At 43.5% G+C, this 18,873-nt stretch carries 21 protein-coding genes and 1 pseudogene; 7 read left to right on the forward strand and 15 right to left on the reverse strand.

What is annotated here, in order from left to right; translation table 11 throughout:
• Positions 1-49 precede the first annotated feature (49 nt).
• The 12 genes and pseudogenes from rpsQ to F946_RS00610 form a co-directional block, all read right to left on the reverse strand.
• Positions 50-307: a 30S ribosomal protein S17 gene (gene rpsQ, locus F946_RS00555; protein WP_004691314.1), complete on the reverse strand. Its 258-nt coding sequence runs from the start codon at positions 305-307 to the stop codon at positions 50-52.
• Positions 304-501: a 50S ribosomal protein L29 gene (gene rpmC / locus F946_RS00560; RefSeq protein WP_004650482.1), complete on the reverse strand. Its 198-nt coding sequence runs from the start codon at positions 499-501 to the stop codon at positions 304-306. The genes rpsQ and rpmC overlap by 4 nt, the downstream gene beginning before the upstream one ends.
• On the reverse strand, positions 501-914 hold the full coding sequence (gene rplP / locus F946_RS00565) for a 50S ribosomal protein L16 (protein WP_004691317.1): 414 nt from the start codon (positions 912-914) through the stop codon (positions 501-503). Before rplP ends, rpmC begins: the two co-directional genes overlap by 1 nt.
• Positions 854-1,670 (reverse strand): annotated as a pseudogene (gene rpsC, locus F946_RS00570) (30S ribosomal protein S3). Before rpsC ends, rplP begins: the two are co-directional and overlap by 61 nt.
• A 1-nt stretch (position 1,671) precedes the next feature.
• A complete protein-coding gene (gene rplV, locus F946_RS00575; protein WP_004691320.1) occupies positions 1,672-2,001 on the reverse strand; it encodes a 50S ribosomal protein L22 in 330 nt (109 codons plus the stop codon).
• Between the two features lie 9 nt (positions 2,002-2,010).
• Entirely contained in the window at positions 2,011-2,286 is a 276-nt protein-coding gene (gene rpsS / locus F946_RS00580; protein ID WP_004281508.1) for a 30S ribosomal protein S19, read from the reverse strand.
• A gap of 19 nt (positions 2,287-2,305) precedes the next feature.
• Complete coding sequence (rplB, locus tag F946_RS00585) at positions 2,306-3,130, reverse strand: 50S ribosomal protein L2 (protein WP_004691322.1); 825 nt, start codon at positions 3,128-3,130, stop codon at positions 2,306-2,308.
• 11 nt (positions 3,131-3,141) lie between these two features.
• Positions 3,142-3,462, reverse strand: coding sequence for a 50S ribosomal protein L23 (gene rplW / locus F946_RS00590; RefSeq protein WP_004691323.1), 321 nt, complete (start codon positions 3,460-3,462; stop codon positions 3,142-3,144).
• Positions 3,459-4,061, reverse strand: a complete 603-nt coding sequence (gene rplD, locus F946_RS00595; protein ID WP_004691326.1) for a 50S ribosomal protein L4 — start codon at positions 4,059-4,061, stop codon at positions 3,459-3,461. The genes rplW and rplD overlap by 4 nt, the downstream gene beginning before the upstream one ends.
• An 11-nt stretch (positions 4,062-4,072) precedes the next feature.
• On the reverse strand, positions 4,073-4,711 hold the full coding sequence (gene rplC / locus F946_RS00600; protein WP_004691328.1) for a 50S ribosomal protein L3: 639 nt from the start codon (positions 4,709-4,711) through the stop codon (positions 4,073-4,075).
• A 60-nt stretch (positions 4,712-4,771) separates the two neighbouring features.
• Positions 4,772-5,083 carry a 30S ribosomal protein S10 gene (rpsJ, locus tag F946_RS00605; RefSeq protein WP_000070912.1) on the reverse strand — a complete coding sequence of 104 codons (312 nt, stop codon included), beginning with the start codon at positions 5,081-5,083 and terminating at the stop codon, positions 4,772-4,774.
• A gap of 264 nt (positions 5,084-5,347) precedes the next feature.
• Positions 5,348-6,085: a type 1 glutamine amidotransferase gene (locus F946_RS00610; RefSeq protein WP_004691329.1), complete on the reverse strand. Its 738-nt coding sequence runs from the start codon at positions 6,083-6,085 to the stop codon at positions 5,348-5,350.
• Between the two features lie 149 nt (positions 6,086-6,234).
• On the opposite strand from F946_RS00610, the gene F946_RS00615 reads away from it, so the two are divergent.
• From F946_RS00615 to F946_RS00640, 6 genes are all read left to right on the forward strand, one after another.
• Positions 6,235-7,455: a PLP-dependent transferase gene (locus F946_RS00615; RefSeq protein WP_407637056.1), complete on the forward strand. Its 1,221-nt coding sequence runs from the start codon at positions 6,235-6,237 to the stop codon at positions 7,453-7,455.
• Between the two features lie 8 nt (positions 7,456-7,463).
• Positions 7,464-9,047: a helicase HerA-like domain-containing protein gene (locus F946_RS00620; protein ID WP_004977907.1), complete on the forward strand. Its 1,584-nt coding sequence runs from the start codon at positions 7,464-7,466 to the stop codon at positions 9,045-9,047.
• 149 nt (positions 9,048-9,196) lie between these two features.
• Complete coding sequence (hmpA, locus tag F946_RS00625) at positions 9,197-10,405, forward strand: NO-inducible flavohemoprotein (protein WP_004977910.1); 1,209 nt, start codon at positions 9,197-9,199, stop codon at positions 10,403-10,405.
• Between the two features lie 89 nt (positions 10,406-10,494).
• Complete coding sequence (locus F946_RS00630; RefSeq protein WP_004977913.1) at positions 10,495-10,944, forward strand: RrF2 family transcriptional regulator; 450 nt, start codon at positions 10,495-10,497, stop codon at positions 10,942-10,944.
• A gap of 103 nt (positions 10,945-11,047) precedes the next feature.
• Complete coding sequence (gene yihA / locus F946_RS00635; protein WP_004977914.1) at positions 11,048-11,908, forward strand: ribosome biogenesis GTP-binding protein YihA/YsxC; 861 nt, start codon at positions 11,048-11,050, stop codon at positions 11,906-11,908.
• Positions 11,909-12,049: 141 nt separating this feature from the next.
• Positions 12,050-12,994 (forward strand): metal-dependent hydrolase, encoded by a 945-nt coding sequence (locus F946_RS00640; RefSeq protein WP_004977917.1) that lies wholly within the window; start codon positions 12,050-12,052, stop codon positions 12,992-12,994.
• Positions 12,995-13,050: 56 nt separating this feature from the next.
• Here F946_RS00640 and F946_RS00645 read toward each other — a convergent pair whose 3' ends face one another.
• Together F946_RS00645 and F946_RS00650 are read right to left on the reverse strand one after the other, a co-directional pair.
• Positions 13,051-14,310 carry a dicarboxylate/amino acid:cation symporter gene (locus F946_RS00645; protein WP_004977918.1) on the reverse strand — a complete coding sequence of 420 codons (1,260 nt, stop codon included), beginning with the start codon at positions 14,308-14,310 and terminating at the stop codon, positions 13,051-13,053.
• 218 nt (positions 14,311-14,528) lie between these two features.
• Entirely contained in the window at positions 14,529-15,401 is an 873-nt protein-coding gene (locus F946_RS00650) for an acyl-CoA thioesterase (protein WP_004977922.1), read from the reverse strand.
• 291 nt (positions 15,402-15,692) lie between these two features.
• On the opposite strand from F946_RS00650, the gene plsB reads away from it, so the two are divergent.
• Positions 15,693-18,266, forward strand: a complete 2,574-nt coding sequence (gene plsB / locus F946_RS00655) for a glycerol-3-phosphate 1-O-acyltransferase PlsB (RefSeq protein ID WP_004977923.1) — start codon at positions 15,693-15,695, stop codon at positions 18,264-18,266.
• A gap of 113 nt (positions 18,267-18,379) precedes the next feature.
• Here the strand turns inward: plsB and F946_RS00660 are convergent, their stop codons facing one another.
• Entirely contained in the window at positions 18,380-18,757 is a 378-nt protein-coding gene (locus tag F946_RS00660; RefSeq protein ID WP_004977925.1) for a hypothetical protein, read from the reverse strand.
• Positions 18,758-18,873: the final 116 nt, after the last annotated feature.

Genomic DNA, 18,873 nt, shown 5'->3' on the forward strand with positions numbered 1-18,873 from the left:
GGCTCAAAGAGTACTCGAAATTAACCGATGATGCAACAGATACGTCTAATTACTCAGCAGCAGCTTCAACAACTTCAACTAGAGTCCAAGACTTAGTTTTAGAAATTGGGCGGCTTTCTTTGATAGTCACAACGTCGCCAGTTTTAGCTGTGTTGTTCTCATCGTGAGCATGTAATTTAGTTGAACGGCGGATTGATTTGCCATACAACGGGTGTTGAACGCGGCGTTCGATAAGTACAACAATAGACTTGTCCATTTTGTCGCTTACTACTTTGCCGGTTAACGTGCGAACTGTTTGTTCACTCATTGTCCGTTCCCCTGTTTTTCGGTAAGGAGTGTCTTAATACGAGCAATTGTCTTACGAGTAAGTGCAACTTCGTGCGATTTACCCAATTGACCAGTTGCTTTTGCCATACGAAGACGGAATTGGTTAAGCTGTTGCTCATCAAGCAAAGCTGTCAACTCTTCTACCGACTTTTCACGTAGATCTTTAGTTTTCATTACATTACCGTCCGAGTCACGATAGTGGTTTTAAACGGAAGTTTAGCAGCTGCAAGCGTAAACGCTTCGCGAGCCAATTCTTCGTTAACACCATCAATTTCGTACAAGACTTTACCTGGTTTGATTTGACAAACCCAGTACTCCACAGAACCTTTACCTTTACCCATACGCACTTCAAGAGGCTTAGAAGTAATCGGCTTGTCTGGGAAAACACGGATAAAGATCTTACCACCACGTTTAATACGACGGCTGATTGTACGACGCGCTGCTTCAATTTGACGAGCAGTCATTTGACCACGCTCAACAGATTTAAGTGCGATTGTACCAAAAGATACCGAGCTACCGCGGTGAGCTAGACCAGTGTTACGGCCTTTCTGCACTTTACGGAATTTAGTACGTTTAGGTTGTAACATGGATTATTCTCCTTTTTCAGCAGAACGATCATTGCGACGACCACGACGCTCTTGACCTTCACCACGACCACGACCGCGTTTAGCTGGACGTTCTTCAGCTGGAACTGGGTTCATGACTTGTTTCATGCCACCCAAGATCTCACCACGGAAGATCCAAACTTTAACACCAATCGTACCGTAAGTCGTTTCAGCACGCATAGTTGAATAATCGATGTCTGCACGAAGTGTATGCAAAGGTACGCGACCTTCACGATACCACTCAGTACGAGCAATCTCAGCACCACCTAAACGGCCTGATACTTCAACTTTGATACCTTTAGCACCAGCACGCATTGTGTTTTGAACCGCACGCTTCATAGCACGACGGAACATTACACGTTTTTCTAATTGAGAAGCGATAGCTTCAGCAACTAAACGAGCGTCTAAGTCTGGGCGATCGATTTCATTGATACTTACTTGCGCTGGAATACCCATAATTTGAGTAAGTTCACGCTGTAATTTTTCAATGTCTTCGCCTTTTTTACCGATAACGATACCAGGACGTGCAGTGCTAATAGTTACTTTAGCAGCGCCCGTAGGACGTTCGATAAGAATATTGCTGATCATTGCATTCTTAAGTTTTTTAGTTAAAAACTCACGAACTTGAAGATCTTTAAGCAAGTATTCAGCGTATTGTTTCGGACTCGCATACCAGTTGGCGTTATGACGTTTTACAACACCAAGGCGGATACCGATTGGATGAACCTTCTGACCCATATCAAACCCCTACCTTAACGGTAATGTGACAAGTACGCTTAGTAATACGATCTGCACGGCCTTTAGCACGTGGCATAATACGCTTAAGGCTAGTGCCTTCATCAACGTAAATCGTAGTAACCTTAAGGTCGTCTACATCTAAACTGTTATTGTGTTCAGCGTTTGCAATTGCAGATTCCAATGCTTTTTTAACCAAAACTGCAGCTTTTTTGTTGCTGAAGTTGAGAATATTAAGCGCGTGAGCAACAGATTTGCCACGGATTAGGTCTGCAACCAAACGAGTTTTTTGTGCCGAGATAGCGGCACCGCGTAATTTAGCAGTAACTTCCATCATAGCACCTTAACGTTTAGATTTCTTGTCAACACCGTGACCACGATAGGTACGAGTTGGCGCGAATTCACCAAGTTTGTGACCAACCATATGTTCAGATACGATCACTGGAACATGGTTACGGCCATTATGTACAGAAATTGTTAAACCAACAAAATCTGGGAGGATCATCGAACGACGCGACCAAGTTTTGATCGGCTTACGGTTATTAGCCGCGATAGCCGCTTCAACCTTAGCGAACAAGTGCGCATCGACGAATGGGCCTTTTTTCAGAGAACGAGGCATTGTCAGATTCCTTTACTTGTTACTTAACGCGACGGTCGCGAATAATCATCTTAGTCGTACGCTTATTGGTACGTGTCTTGTACCCTTTAGCTTTTTGACCCCATGGGCTTACAGGTTGAATACCTTTGCTACGACCTTCACCACCACCGTGCGGGTGATCTACTGGGTTCATCGCCATACCACGAACGGTAGGACGAACGCCACGCCAGCGTGCTGCACCTGCTTTACCAAGTGAACGAAGGTTGCTTTCTTGGTTAGAAACTTCACCAAGAACTGCACGGCACTCAACGTGAATTTTACGCATTTCACCAGAACGTAAACGAACGATAGCGTAAGAACCGTCACGACCCAACAACTGAACTGAAGTACCAGCAGAACGAGCTAATTGCGCGCCTTTACCGATTTTAAGTTCGATGTTGTGAAGAGTAGAACCGATAGGCATGTTGCGAAGCGGTAAACAGTTACCTGGACGAATTGGAGCATCGTTACCAGATTGAACTTTATCGCCAGCGCGAAGGCCTTTAGGCGCGATGATGTAGCGACGCTCACCATCAGCATACAATACTAGTGCAATGTGTGCTGTACGGTTAGGATCGTATTCAATACGCTCTACAGTTGCAGGAATACCATCTTTGTTACGTTTAAAGTCAACTAGACGGTAGTGCTGCTTGTGACCGCCACCAACGTGACGAGTCGTGATGTGACCGTTGTTATTACGACCACCAGTACGTTTTTTAGCTTCAACCAACGGAGCATAAGGCGCACCTTTGTGAAGATGGTCGTGAACGACTTTCTCTACAAAGCGACGTCCAGGAGACGTTGGCTTACATTTTTGAATTGGCATAATTCTCGTCCTTATTCCGCTGCGCTTTCAGCGGTATCGCCCAAGTCAGCCATTTCAACATCTTGGCCAGCTTTCAGGGTGACGTATGCTTTTTTAACATCAGAACGACGTCCTAATGTTTTACCAAAGCGTTTAGTCTTACCTTTAGTGATCGTTGTGTTAACTTTAACAACTTGAACACCAAACAATTGCTCAACAGCTTTTTTGATTTCAAGTTTGTTTGCATCAAGTGCAACTTTGAAAACTTGAACACCAGCAGTTTCGCCTAAAACTTGTGCTTTTTCTGAGAATACAGGTCCTTGTAGGACTTGATAGATACGTTCGTTGTTCATCCGAGTTCTACCTCAATTTTCTTAGCAGCAGCTACAGACATAACAACTTTATCGAACGCAATCAAGCTAACAGGATCGATAGCAGCAGCATCAACCACATCAACGTGTGGAATGTTGCGCGCTGCAAGATATAGATTCTCATCTACAGATTCTGTAACGATCAATGCACGAGTAGCATTCAAGTCGTTAAGTTTTGCAAGCAACTCTTTAGTTTTTGGAGCAGCAACAGCAAACTCTTCAACCAATACAAGACGATCTTGGCGAACAAGTTCAGCTAAGATACATTGCATTGCACCGCGATACATTTTGCGGTTAACTTTTTGAGACCAATCTTGTGGGCGAGCAGCAAAAGTTTTACCACCACCTACCCAGATTGGGCTACGAATAGAACCAGCACGAGCGCGACCAGTACCTTTTTGACGGAATGGCTTTTTGCCACCGCCAGAAACGTCTGCACGTGATTTCTGAGCTTTTGAACCTTGACGGCCACCAGCTAAATAAGCTGTAACAACCTGGTGTACAAGAGCTTCATTGAATTCACGACCGAACGCAACTTCTGATAATTCAACAGCAGAGCCGGAAACAGTATTTAAATTCACGTTATTTCCCCTCAGGCCTTGATCGTAGGACGAACAGTTACGTCACCACCAGTAGCGCCAGGAATCGCACCTTTCACTACTAAAACTGAACGTTCTGCGTCGATAGATACAATTTCTAGACCCTGTACAGTTACGCGCTCAGCACCCAAATGGCCAGCCATTTTTTTGCCTTTGAACACGCGACCAGGAGTCTGGTTTTGACCTGTAGAACCCAGAACACGGTGAGAAAGTGAGTTACCGTGAGTCGCATCTTGCGTACGGAAGTTCCAACGCTTAACACCACCTTGGAAACCTTTACCTTTCGACTGACCAGTTACGTCAACAACTTGACCAACTGTGAACATGTCTACACCGATAGTTCCACCAACTTCACGACCTTCAAGATCAGCTTCTGTTGCACGGAATTCTTGAACTAGACGACCAGCAGCAACACCCGCTTTCGCGAAGTGACCTTTCTGAGCGTTAGTTACGCGAGATTCGCGACGTTCACCAGTAGTGATTTGAATCGCTTGATAACCATCAGTTTCAAGCGTTTTGATTTGAGTGATGCGGTTAGGATCAACCTCAATCACTGTAACAGGCACAGAAACACCAGCATCTGTAAAGATACGTGTCATACCGCACTTGCGACCGACTAAACCAATAGCCATGTGCATAAACCTCTAAAAAAGCGGCCTAATTAACTTAGAGCGTTAATTAACCCGAAAGCCTTAACCCAATGCGATCTGAACATCAACACCAGCTGCAAGATCTAACTTCATCAATGCATCTACAGTTTTGTCTGTAGGTTGAACGATGTCGATCAAACGTTTATAAGTGCGGATCTCGTATTGGTCACGCGCATCTTTGTTAACGTGTGGTGATGTTAAAACGTTAAAACGTTCAATGCGTGTAGGCATTGGAATTGGACCACAAACTTGTGCGCCAGTACGTTTTGCTGTTTCTACGATTTCTTGAGCTGATTGATCAATTAAACGGTGATCAAAAGACTTCAAACGGATACGAATTCTCTGGTTAGACATACCAGTAAACTCCAAGCCAAATATATAAAGAATCACTCCTGACGCATCTCACCCCACTAAAAGGTAAGTGTCAAGAGCAGTGAAATATCACTAAGGTCATGATCGATGCCACGACTGTCACGATGTTAACTACTTTATTCGCAGCCAACCCCCTTTCATTAAAGGGTCGCTCATTATAGCCATTGTTTAATGCATAAGCAAATCCATTTTTGATTTTTTACAATATATTCAATTTGTTTGGATTATCAGTAGCTTAAAAAAGCATCAATAGACTGTTTGCCGCAACACATAATCAATTGCACTATTAAGGATTTGATTTCCCTCAATAAAATTTAATTTCGGCGATTTTTTCAATTCGGTTTCAGTTGCCACGTATTGCCCCGAAAACTTATTCAGCTCGTCATCATTTTCTAAAAAAAGTGCTAAGGTTTCTGGCACCATCTCTGGGTGAAATTGAAAACCCAATACATTCTTTCCAATTTGGTACATTTGATTGCGACAGACGGTATTTTCAGCCAAATGTACAGCACCTTTTGGAATTTCAAAGGTCTCGCTATGCCATTGCATCACATTAAACTGTTCAGGTAACTCAAAGCATTCTGTTGGGACATGCTGGATTTTGCGTACTGTTGCCCAACCCAACTCCTGTTGTTCATTGCGACTGACCGCAGCTCCAAGTGCATTGGCAATCAGTTGCCCACCCAAGCATAAACCAATCGCAGGCTTTCCTGCGGCCAAGTAACGCCTTAACCAACGCTTCTCAATCTTCAACCATGGAAAATTCGCTTCATCATTCACACTCATGGTACCGCCCATAATGATGAGTAAGTCAACATCCTCAATACTCGGTAAGGCCTCTATCTCTAAGGCTTGATCTATAGGTAAAGCAAAAAACTCGGTTGCACTGATCACTGCACCTTGTTGTTTTAAATATGTATAGCAACTGCCGAACCCTTCACCAGCAATATGCTGAAAATAATGTACTTTTAAATGCGACGTCATGCGCTTATGCCTTCTTTTTACTATCCTTATCGATGATTTAGCAAAATTGAAGCCAACTTTTTATTTTGCTTACCTTTATTCACATTTGTTCAATTTTCTCGCCTATTTTGAAACTTTCTCTTAAGCTAAAAACAATTTAGCGCTTTATGATGAGTCGATTCGTGAAAAAAAATCCGCAAACCGCCCTAGTTCATGCACCAAGACAAGCGCCTCAGTACATTTCAACGGTCCAACCTCCCCTGTATCGTGCATCGACGATTATTTTTGAAGATACCGATGCACTGTTTAATCGCCATTGGACCGATGACTATGACTATAGTTATGGCACCCATGGCACCCCCACCACATTTACATTGGGCGATAACATTGCACAAATTGAGGGTGGAAAGTACTGCCTACTCGCACCAAGTGGTTTATCTGCCATTAACCTAGTGAACTCATGTTTTTTAAGTCATGGTGATGAAGTTTGGGTAGCGGATAATATTTACGGGCCAAACATGGAGCATCTTCGTAATCTAGAAAAACGCTATGGCATTGATGTTCGTGTTTATAACCCTATTGATGTGTCTTCTTTCCAACCGACGGAAAAATCAAAACTGATTTGGCTAGAAGCCGCAGGGTCGGTCACACTGGAGTTTCCAGATTTGGTCGGACTGGTGAAAAAGGCACAAACGCATCATGTGCTCACTGCTTTAGACAATACGTGGGGCGCAGGTCTTGCCTTTAATGCTTTTGATTTTAGTGATGCGCACTTAAGTGTAGATGTGACGGTACATGCTTTGACCAAATACCCAAGTGGCGGCGGAGACATTTTAATGGGCTCAGTCGTGACACGCGAGCGAGCTTTACATCATCAACTCTTTCGCACGCATGCCATTCAAGGCATTAGCGTCTCTGGGGATGATGTTGCTCAAGTCCAACGCAGTCTAGCATCAATGCGCATTCGTTATGCCGCACAGTCTGAAAGTGCGCTGCAACTCCTAGCATGGCTAAAACAACAACCGGAATTTGTGCAGGTCTTACACCCTGCTGACTCGAGTGCTGCAGGTCATTCATATTGGAAAGACATTTGTGTCGATCAACACAGTGCAGGTTTGGTCAGTGTCATTTTCAAGCCCGAATTTGATCTGCAGGATATTCGTCAGTTTTGTGATGCCCTGTCACTCTTCAAACTCGGCTTTAGTTGGGGCGGTCCTGTGAGTTTGGTGATGCTGTATGACCTCAAAGACATGCGTGCACTTGAGCATACACATTTACAACAAGGTTTATTGGTTCGCTTTTGTATAGGACTAGAACATCCTGCCGATTTAATTCAAGATATAGAAAACGCACTAAAACAACTGAATAACCATCACAAAAAAATTGAATAGGAAGAAGTATGAGCACCCCGATCATCATTGCCAAGAAAACCACGAATACCCAACAAGATGTTGTTCTACACTCGAAGTTTGCCAACCGTCATGGCTTAATTGCAGGGGCAACAGGGACAGGTAAAACCGTAACCCTGAAGGTGTTGGCTGAAAGTTTTTCCAGACTCGGGGTGCCCGTATTTTTAGCCGATGCCAAAGGTGATGTTTCCAGCTTAGCGCAGGCAGGCGCATCCAACCCAAAATTTGATGAACGCATTAAAAGTTTAGGCATCGACAGCATTCCCTTTGCTGCATCACCCGTGGTGTTTTGGGATTTATTTGCTGAACAAGGTCATCCTATTCGTACCACGATTACCGAAATTGGCCCACTGTTGCTGGCACGTATGCTGAATTTAAATGACACCCAAGAAGGGGTACTTTCTGCGGTATTTCGTATTGCAGATGATCAAGGCATGTTACTGATCGACTTTAAAGACTTAAAAGCCATGATTGGTTATGTCAGTGAACATGCCGCAGAGTTTAAAGCCGAATATGGCAACCTATCTCCTGCCAGCCTTGGCGCAATTCAACGGAATTTATTGGCACTGGCCGATCAAGGCGGTGATCAATTCTTCGGGGAGCCCAGCTTAAATATTCTAGACTTTATTCAGACCGACAGTAATGGTCATGGCTATATCAATATTCTAGCCGCAGACAAGCTCATGAATACTCCAAAGCTCTATGCCACTTTTCTGCTCTGGATGCTCTCTGAACTCTTTGAACAGCTGCCTGAGGTTGGCGATATGGACAAGCCCAAGCTAGTGTTCTTCTTTGATGAAGCGCATTTGCTGTTTGATAATGCCAGTGCAGCGCTGCAAGAAAAAATTGAACAAGTGGTGCGCCTGATCCGCTCCAAAGGGGTTGGTATTTACTTTGTCACGCAAAATCCACTGGATTTGCCTGAAAGCGTATTAGGGCAGCTCGGCAATCGCGTACAACATGCCTTACGTGCCTTTACCCCGAAAGATCAAAAAGCAGTTAAAACAGCTGCAGACACCTTCCGTGCCAATCCTGAATTTAAAGTTGAGCAAGCCATCACCGAGCTAGCTGTGGGTGAAGCTTTGATTAGTTGCCTAGATGAACAAGGCACGCCGCAAGTCGTAGAGCGTGCATGGGTGATGCCACCCTACTCGTCTTTCACTCCGATTAGCCCAGAGCAACGTCAAGCCTTGATTTCACAAAGTATCGTGGCAGGCATTTATGAAAAAAGCCTAGACCGTGAAAGCGCTTTTGAACTTTTACAAAATAAAGTGGTTGAACGCCAACAACAAGCGGTACAGATAGAGCAAGAGAAACAACAAGCCAAAGAACAAGAGGCGCTAGCGAAACAGCAGGCCAAAGAAGCTGAAACACTAGCGAAGCAACAAGCACGTGAGCAAGAGCGGATTGCGAAAGAACAGCAGAAAGAAGCTGAACGTGAAGCAAAACAGCGTGAGAAGCTAATTCAAGACACAGTAGGAACCTTTGCTAAAAGTGCAGCACGTAGCCTTGGGGGCAGTACGGGACAAAAAATCGTCCGTGGTTTACTCGGCTCATTGTTTGGTCGTAAGTGATCTACTTTTTAAATCTAAAAATCAAAATTTATGGGATATTTATATATCCCATATAAAAGTTAAGCTTTTACTTAAAGATGTATTTACATTGCATCCTTAAAGGTATATTTTAAATACATCTTATAAATGATAGCCAAGAGAGATCAAACATGACTCCGCAGCAAATTGACCTTGTAAAAGCAACTGTTCCTGTCCTTCGTGAAAATGGTGTCGCACTCACAGGTTATTTTTATAACCGCATGTTAGGCAACAATCCTAATTTAAAAGAAACCTTTAATATGGGGCATCAACGCAGTGGTGCTCAAGCCCAAGCTTTGGCGGGTGCTGTGTTGGCCTATGCAGAAAACATTGAAGATCCTTCAGTATTACTCCCTGTGGTTGAGCTGATTGCCCACAAACATGTCAGCTTGAATATTCAAGCACCCGACTACAACATTGTTGGGGAAAACCTTCTCCATTCGATTAGTGAAGTTTTAAGTATTTCAATGGAAGATCCATTGATTGATGCTTGGGCTGCGGCGTATGGTCAATTGGCTGATTTATTCATTAGCACTGAAAAAGCGATTTATGAGCAACATCAACAAACCAAAGGGAGCTGGTTAGGTTGGCGCAACTTTAAAATTGCGAAAAAAGTGGTTGAAAGCGATGAAATCACGTCTTTCTATCTTGCCCCTGTGGACGGTGGTGATTTACCAAAATATGAAGCAGGTCAGTACATTTCAGTACGTGTATTTGTTGAGGAACTTGGTCTAAAACAACCTCGCCAATACACCCTTTCAACCAGCCCTCAAGCTGACTATTTACGTATCTCGGTCAAACGCGAAGATGAAAAAGGTGATTTGGCAGGCGGTTGGGTGTCAAATACCCTGCATGCTTTAGCCGAAGGTGCTGAAATTGAAGTGTCTGCACCAACAGGTAACTTCTACCTGATTGACCCAAACAAACGCAATGTCTTTATTAGTGGTGGTGTCGGCCTCACGCCAATGGTAGCGATGCTAAATCAGTTGGTGACTTTGGATATGCCAGAGCCTGTGACTTTTGTGCACGCCTGCCGTAGCAAACAAGTGCATGCCATGAAACAACATATTCATGACTTAAAAGCCAAATACCCACGTTTAAGTACCTTTACTGCGTACGAGTTCCCACATCAAAGCGATGTTTTGGGTCAAGATTATGATGCGCAGGGTCGCCTTGATTTGAGTACCATTGATAGCGCAATTTTACCTGTTCAAGCAGACTACTACTTATGCGGCCCAATGCCATTTATGGCAGAACAACAAAAAGCCCTGATTGCCCGTGGTGTTCCTGCTGAAAATATTCACAGTGAAGCTTTTGGCACAGGTGGTGTTCACCACTAACCCATGCCATCAGCATAAAATAGAGAGGGTTAGTCAGGTTATGCTAGGCTAGCCCTTTGTTTTTTTGCTTATCAACGATCAGTACCCTCATGCAGCTCAATAAATTTACCGATTATGCTTTGCGAATTCTGATGTATGTTTCACAGCCGAAAGCGCTGCCGCATACCATCGCAGAACTGGCGCAAGCTCTACAAGTGTCTGAAAACCACTTGATGAAAATCGTACACTTTATGGCGAAACAGCAGTGGATTATTACCGCACGCGGTCGTGGCGGTGGGATTCGACTCAATCCAGAAACCCTACATTTAAGACTGGGCGAAATTGTGCGGGTCTTGCAAGCGGATCAGAATATTGTGGAATGCAATACCCCGCCTTGCGTACTCCGTTCGAATTGCGGACTGAAAGGGATCTTAGATCAAGCGCTAGACCAGTTCTATCACAGCTTAGACCAATATACCTTAGCGGATGTACTGGGTACTGAAGCTCAGAATAAGTTCACGACCCACTCGCCGATTAACCTGATCAATCTCGCCGATTAAGGTCTTTTATAGACAAGATTACGGACTTTACGCTGCAAAGGTCGATTGCCTGCTCGACTTCCATTATAATGGCTGATTGTAGATCATAAATTGAAGTTGAGTTATGCACCACAGCCGAGGAAAATCCAAAAACAGTAAAATTGCTGCTGCCCCAAAGCAAAAAATTAGCTATGAAAAAAAGGTAGATTCTGCAGTTACTGAATATGCTGTGCGCGCTCTCAACTGGCTGCGTAAAGCAGAATTTTTAATGAGTGCTCCGAAGCTCAACCTGTGTGTAGAAGATACAGGCTATGAAATTGCCTTTGCGGGTCGTTCAAATGCAGGTAAGTCTAGTGCGATCAATGCCTTAACCAACCAAAAGCAATTGGCTCGTGCCTCGAAAAGACCAGGGCGCACGCAGATGATTAACTTTTTCAGTCTGGGTAATCCTGACCAACGTCTCGTCGACTTACCCGGTTATGGTTATGCGGCCGTGCCTGAAGCAATGAAAATCGTGTGGCAAAAAGAGTTAGAAAATTACCTGATTCAGCGTAAAAGCTTACAAGGCTTAGTCTTGTTGATGGATATTCGTCATCCACTACAGCACTTTGACGTGATGATGTTGGAATGGGCTTATTCACGTAAATTGTTTGTGCATGTGCTACTCACCAAGTCTGACAAACTCAACCGTGGCCCTGCCTCTAAAGCATTGCAAGAAGTTAAAGCCCAATTGAAAAAGATGAAACTGGATTTCTCAATTCAATTGTTCTCTTCCCTCAATAAACAAGGCCTAGAAGAACTGGCAAGTGTGATGGGCGGACGACTGAATTTTACTTTAGACCAAGCCCAACACTTTGACTTAAGCAGCATTCCAGATGCGACGGCAGATGAGCTGGATGCAGACGAATTCGATGAAGATCCTGAAGCCGCTATGGATCTTGATGCTGAAGACGATGTGGAAACCAAACCACAGCCTGAGGCTTAAGTTTTAAACGCCAACCTATAAAAGCATCATCTATTGCTGTATCTGTGTCCCCTATTGCTAATCGCAATCGGGGACTTTTTTTTATACTGACTTTATTCAGCACGTGAAAAAAATTCAATACATATAAAAATAGGTCAGCATATGAAATTATGGTCTCGCTTGAAAAAAAACAAAATTCGTTCCTCTATTGCCTACACCATTAAGCCTCGCAAAGTTAAATTTGAGTGGCAAGACAGTCCGATTGATTGGATTCCCAACCACCCTTTTGCCAGCTATTTCATCAATGAAATTAATATGATCCTGCCCGCTGGTGAGTTCTGGTTCTGCCGCCTCTATAACAAAGTCTTACCACAAATTAGCGATGAAAAGCTGAAGCAAGATGTACAAGCCTTTATTCGCCAAGAAGCCATGCATGCGCAGGCACACAACTCAGCCAATAAAGAGTATCTCAGCCAAAGAAATATTGATGTCTCCCGTAATCTAGCGTTGATGGATTTCTTATTTGGAAAATTACTGGCCGATAAACCACTTGATCTCACTGTACCTAAAGCACTTGAGCACCAGTGGGATCTGTTTCGACTCGGTATTATTGCCACGGTGGAACACATGACCTGTGTCCTTGGAAAATATGCACTGGACAACACCGAATGGGAAAAAATGGGCGCTGACCCTGCGATGCTAGACTTAATCAAATGGCACGGCGCAGAAGAAATTGAACACCGTACCGTCGCATTTGATTTGTACCGACATTTAGGTGGAGGCTATATTGCGCGCTATTATTTGAGTCTGGTGGTGATTGCTGCCGTGCTGGGTTTATGGGTCGATGGTGCAGCCCATATTATGAAACAAGATGACCGTTTTAAGTCGATTCAACCCAGTCTGTTTAAACCTTGGATTTGGCGTGAGTGGCTGTCTATTTCTAAACGAAATCATCAAGTGCTGCCAAGTCCACTCTGGCTAGTCTCCCAGCAATTTGGCTATTTGGTACCATGGTATGACCCTGTACACGAAGCCAAAACAGAAGATGCGATTGCCTACTTAGACCAATCCCCAGCGGCTAAACGTGCCATACTCAAAGTCGCTTAATCCCCTAAAATAAAAAAGCAGCTCAATCAGCTGCTTTTTTTATTTTAGAGCAAGGCTTAAGAAGAGTTCGATAAGTTGGGCAAAGGTGCATCCAGATCTTGGGTATGTCGATCCACCACCACACTAATCATCATGTCACCTTGTACATTCACCACAGTACGCACGGTATCCAGCAAGCGATCAATCGGCAATAAAATCGCAATTGCTTCAGCAGGAAGCCCGACAGACTGCAATACCATAATCATGGTGACCATGCCCGCACTCGGAATCCCCGGAGCACCTAAAGAGGCAATCATTGCCGTCAGACACACCACCAGCTGCTGACTCAAGGTCAAATCCAGTCCCATCAAGTTGGCAATAAACAAAGCCGCCGCTGCCTCATACAGCGCAGTACCATCCATATTGAGCTGCGTCCCCAACGGAATCACAAAGCCTGCCGTTTGCGGACGTACACCAAGATTTTCTTGCGCACACTTGAGGGATAAAGGCATGGTCGCCGAGCTTGAACTGGTGGCAAAAGCCGTAATTAACGCCACACGTGTACCTTTAAAAAAGGTCATCGGATTCATCTTGCCAAAAATCCACAGTAATAGCGGCAAGACCACCAGACCATGAAAAATGGTGGTGCCCGTTACCACAGCCGCAAACTCAGCCAAACGACTCAATACCGAAATGTCTTCAGTGGCAATCAACTTAGCAAGTAAGGCAAAAATTCCTAGCGGGGCTAGCTTCATCACCCAACCAATCATCAACATCATGATGTCAAAGAACTGTTGACTCAGCTTACGTACCGTACGGAATTTTTCTCCGCCTTTAACCAGTGCCACTCCAATGAACAGAGCAAAAACCACCACCGCTAAAACATTGCCTTCGGCAAAAGCTTTGAACGGGTTAATCAGCGTATTTTGAATAAAGTTGGTGAAGAACGAAGATGGGGTGAGCGTATCTGGAGTTTGATGAGAGGCCATGGCGTCTTGGAACATAGCTATATCGACACCTTTGCCAACTTCAAATAAATGCGCGCAGCTTAAACCCAATATCAAGGCCAAAGTCGTGGTGGTGACACAACATGCCAGCGTAATTTTCCAAACACGGGAGAGTTGTCCGCCCGCTTGTAAGTTAGATACTCCCACCACAATTGAGCTAAAAATAAGGGGAATCAAGAGCATTTTTAATAGACCAATAAAAATACTGCTGACCACCCCGATTCCATACAAACTCATCTCTAAAAAAGCGGTACCCGGGAAAAGATTTAGAATAAATCCGAAGATGACCCCGAAGATCGCGGCAATTAGAATTTGCGTGTTTAAGCTCATAGCTTCATGCTTTTCAAAGATTTCTTTGGGAAACTATGCCATGTGAACGGACTAGAATCGAGCATTTTTTTGTCACAAGTACTGCACATTTCCCCATATAACTCTCCCAAAAAGATGAGACCATTACAATTGAAGCTCAGCTCTGACCACCTTTCAGTCATAAAGTCGGTCATAAAAAAAGCTGAGTCATATCACTCAGCTTTTTCTGTACTCAGACTTTATTGGGCTTCGATTTCACGGAGCCGAATCAAACCTTCTTGCGTAGTACTGCACACCAACTCACCGTTTTGCCACATTCGTCCAAAGTTTAAACCACGTGAACTGGCACTCACTGTAGCGTCCATGTCATACAACATAAAGTCATCCACGCGAAAGGGTTTATGGAAATACATGGCATGATCGATACTCGCACACTGTAAACTTGGCGAAAGATAACTTAAACCATGTGGGCGCAGTGCCGTGGTCATTAAAGTGAAATCTGAATAGAATGCCGCAATCGCCTGATGCAATGAAATCTCATCCACCTCTGCTGCTATACGGTCATGCGTACGAATATAGTGCGCATACACCGGTGCTTCAGGCTGCGGTTGATACGGGTTCTGTGGATTGATTGGACGAATTTCCACATGACGATCCCGCATGAAACTTGCACGCACATTTTCGGGCACAAATTCCACCATCATTTTTTTCAGTTCAGCCTCAGACTTTAAAGACTCTGGTGCTGGATACTCAGGCTCACCGATTTGGTAATTCAGCCCTTCTTCATTGTCAGCAAAAGACACCATACACATAAAGATGGTTTTACCATGCTGAATAGCACGCACTTGGCGACTGACAAAACTACGACCATCACGAATTCGATCAACTTCATAGATAATCGGCGCGTTCACATCGCCACCAAATAAAAAGTATGCATGTAAAGAATGAGCTGGACGATCCGTCGTATATGACGCCGCACGTAGGGCCTGACCTAAGACTTGTCCGCCAAAAACACGCTTCCCAACCAAATTACGGCTTTGTCCACGAAAGATATTTTCCTCAATTTTTTCGAGGCTCAGTAATTCAACCAACTCTTGGGTTAAGTCATTCATAAGCAACCTACTTAATGGTGAGAGACCAGATTTTTCTGTAAAGTGATGAGGTATGATATCGATATTAAAATCTATTTTGCCATAAATTCAGACTAAAACCCTATAGATTGCTTGACTGAGTTGTCATAAGTTTTTTTCGTTATTTCCGACTAAAAATACGATTTTTAACGATAAAATTCACCATATAAAACAAATTTGTCAGGAAATGACATACGGTTTATGTTTACAATTACGCAAAATAAATACCCCTTCAGACAAACTGCGGGATTGGTCATTTAAGCAGGAGTGTATATGTCCAAAAGTGGCTTTGGTCAAATGTATAGAAAGCTTTCAAGTAAGCTTCTTGACCTCATAGTAACCCCACATGTATTGGGTGAGGTTCCAACAGAACCGACAGCAACAGATGCTGACCCAGCAGCTTCAGGCCATCCCAAAAAAATTGTCTGTTATGTGCTTCAAAATCACTCACGCAGTAATGCGCTGTTGGTGGATGGTGAAACACGTCGTTTAAAGCTTGCTCCTGCACTCGATCCTTTGGTCGTGGGGACACATCAAGAAAAAGCATCGATCGTGTTTTTACAGCATAACGATGAAAATAATTTACTTAACCCTTCATCACACACCTTTCCACCGCGCCTGTTACGTCTAGTTGAAGCTTTAGAGCAACAACCCGATTTAGACGTGGAGCTGGTACCTGTGACGGTACTGTGGGGACGTTCACCAGATAAAGAAGACTCTTGGTTTAAATTGTTATTTACCGACACTTGGGCAACTCCAAGTACGGTGAAACAGCTGATGAATATCGGTTTACATGGTCGTCAGTCATTTTTAGAGTTTCATGAAAGTCAGTCTTTACGTGCTTTGGTTGACTTTGCAAAAACCACCTATCCGAATTTATCCCCTGCGACCTACATTCTAAATACCTTAAATAATCAGCTCGATGCACACCGTGAAGCCGTACTCGGTCCCGATCTTTCTGACCGTCGCAACGTGATGCATTCATTGATTAAAGCCAATGATGTACAAGATGCGATTCGCCGCGAAAGTATCCGCGGCAAAATTAGCATGTTGGATGCTGAACGTCGTGCCATTGGTTATGTCAATGAAATCGTATCGGATTACTCACATTCAACCATCCGTTTTGCGGAAATGGCGCTGGCACGATTATGGACGCAGCTCTACGACGGGGTTGAAGTGCATAACTTCAATACGGTTCGTGAGTTGGCTAAAGACTACGAAATTGTGTATACCCCATGTCACCGCAGTCATATCGACTATTTACTGCTGTCTTATGTGGTGTATAACCGTGGTTTGATGGTGCCTTATATTGCTGCGGGCGATAACCTGAATATGCCATTTGTTGGGCAAATTTTACGTGGTGGCGGTGCATTCTTTATTCGCCGCACCTTCCGTGGTAATGCACTTTACACTTCGGTCTTTAAAGAATACCTATACAGCATTTTGTCGCGTAACACGCCTTTAGAATACTTCATCGAAGGTGGTCGTTCACGTACAGGTCGTCTGCTACCTCCGAAGACAGGTATGTTAGCCATGACGGTGCACAGTCACTTGCGTGGGCGTGCCAAACCGATAGTCTTTGTTCCGACCTATATTGGCTATGAACGCTTGATGGAAGGTGCAACCTACGTCGGCGAGATGAACGGTAAACCCAAAGAAGCCGAGTCTGTCTTTGGGATTCTGCAAACTTTACGCAAAATTGAACGTATTTTCGGGAAAGTCCATCTCAACTTTGGTGAGCCCGTTTTCCTCGATGACATGCTGAAAAAGCATGGCGCTGAGAATGTACAAATTGCTAAAAATGATGATCCAATTCCGCAAGAAGTCTCTGATGCAGTCAACAGTTCAGCACATGCAATTTTAGAAAATATTAACCGTGCGGCTGTGGTGAATCCTGTTTCACTCTTGTCTTTGGTTATGCTGGCCACTGAAAAGCATACCCTTGATGAAGAAATCTGTATTAAACAGCTCGATACCTACCGCAAGTTGTTGACGACACTTCCTTATGATGAGCGCCTCTTGGTCACGCCATTATCGGGTAAAGAAATCATTGCTTATGGTTTAAAGCTGAAACTGATCAAGCGTGTCAATCACGTACTCGGTGACATTATTGCGATTGCGGACAATCAAGCAGTACTGCTGACCTACTTCCGTAATAACATTTTGCATGCCTTTGTATTGCCATCACTCGTTGCTGCTTTGGTTGAACACAATGGAACCATTGGCCGTGGTGATTTAATCAATGTGATTCGCACGCTATATCCATTCTTAAAGGCGGAACTGTTTTTAAAATGGGAAGATGCTGAGCTCAAAGATCAAATTTGTGCTTATGTAGATGGTTTGATTCAAGCCAAGCTGATTTCTGAAGATGCTGAAGGCCACTTGATTTCTCCTGCTCCAAACAGTGAAGATCATAACCAATTGGTGGTCTTGGCAGCGCCAGTAATGCAAAGTCTCGAACGTTACTATATGACGCTTGCGCTGATTACACAGCGTGGTTCTGGGAATATTTCAGCACGTCAAGTTGAAGAACTCAGTCATTTGGTCGGTCAGCGTCTGTCTGTCCTATATGAGTTCAATTCACCTGAATTCTTTGATAAAGCCCTGTTCCAAAGCTTTATTAAAGTGCTCACGCAACAGGGTTATATCAGTACCAACTCGGACAACGCGATTGTGTTTGATGAAAACTTTCAAAACGTTGCGCAATATGCCAACTTGGTACTGGATGATGTCACGCTACAAATGTTGCAACACATCACCACTTTCAGCGATGAAGAACTGAAAGACACGCTAGACAAAGTCGCTGCTGAACAAGCGAAAAAGCGTTTGAAACGTAAGAAGAAGTAATTTCTTTTTAAAAGCATAGGTATCTAAAAAAGGTAGGTGCCTGTGCTTTAAGTGTTTGAATAAAAATTAAAATCTGTTTCGCCTAAGCTCTATTATGTTAAATAAACTTGCTTCTAATGAATATTAGTGAGAGTGAAAAAACCATTTTTATCTTTCGATATCGTTGCATATTGAAAGCAGATAGCTTGTTTCGTTTGTAATATATTGAGGCGAGGCAAGTGCTTGATGACTTGTTTACTACCACTAAAACTGAATAAATTGCCTTGGGTATTCTTGAAGGTATAGACCGGTTCAATACTATCTGATCGTCCAAAGCGTTCTCTGACTATTTCTGTTTTTTCAATAAATTCACCACACTCACTGATTTGATTATCAGATTTTAACGCCTGTTTGTATTTCCAATTATGGTAAGCGGTAACCCCGAAATAAAGCGTAAAACCCAATATGGCAAGTATAGAAAACTCGACTAGTTTTTTTGAACTTAATGACATATTAATCACAAGATATTAATTTTATTATCCTTATTATAAACATATACTTATTGAGGTTAAATGAATTTTATCGATTACTAATAAATTCGCTTTTGTGTTAGATTGAGTCGCAAAAT

Origin of the sequence: Acinetobacter johnsonii ANC 3681 (genome assembly GCF_000368805.1) — a bacterium.
GTDB classification, from domain to species: Bacteria; Pseudomonadota; Gammaproteobacteria; order Pseudomonadales; family Moraxellaceae; genus Acinetobacter; species Acinetobacter johnsonii.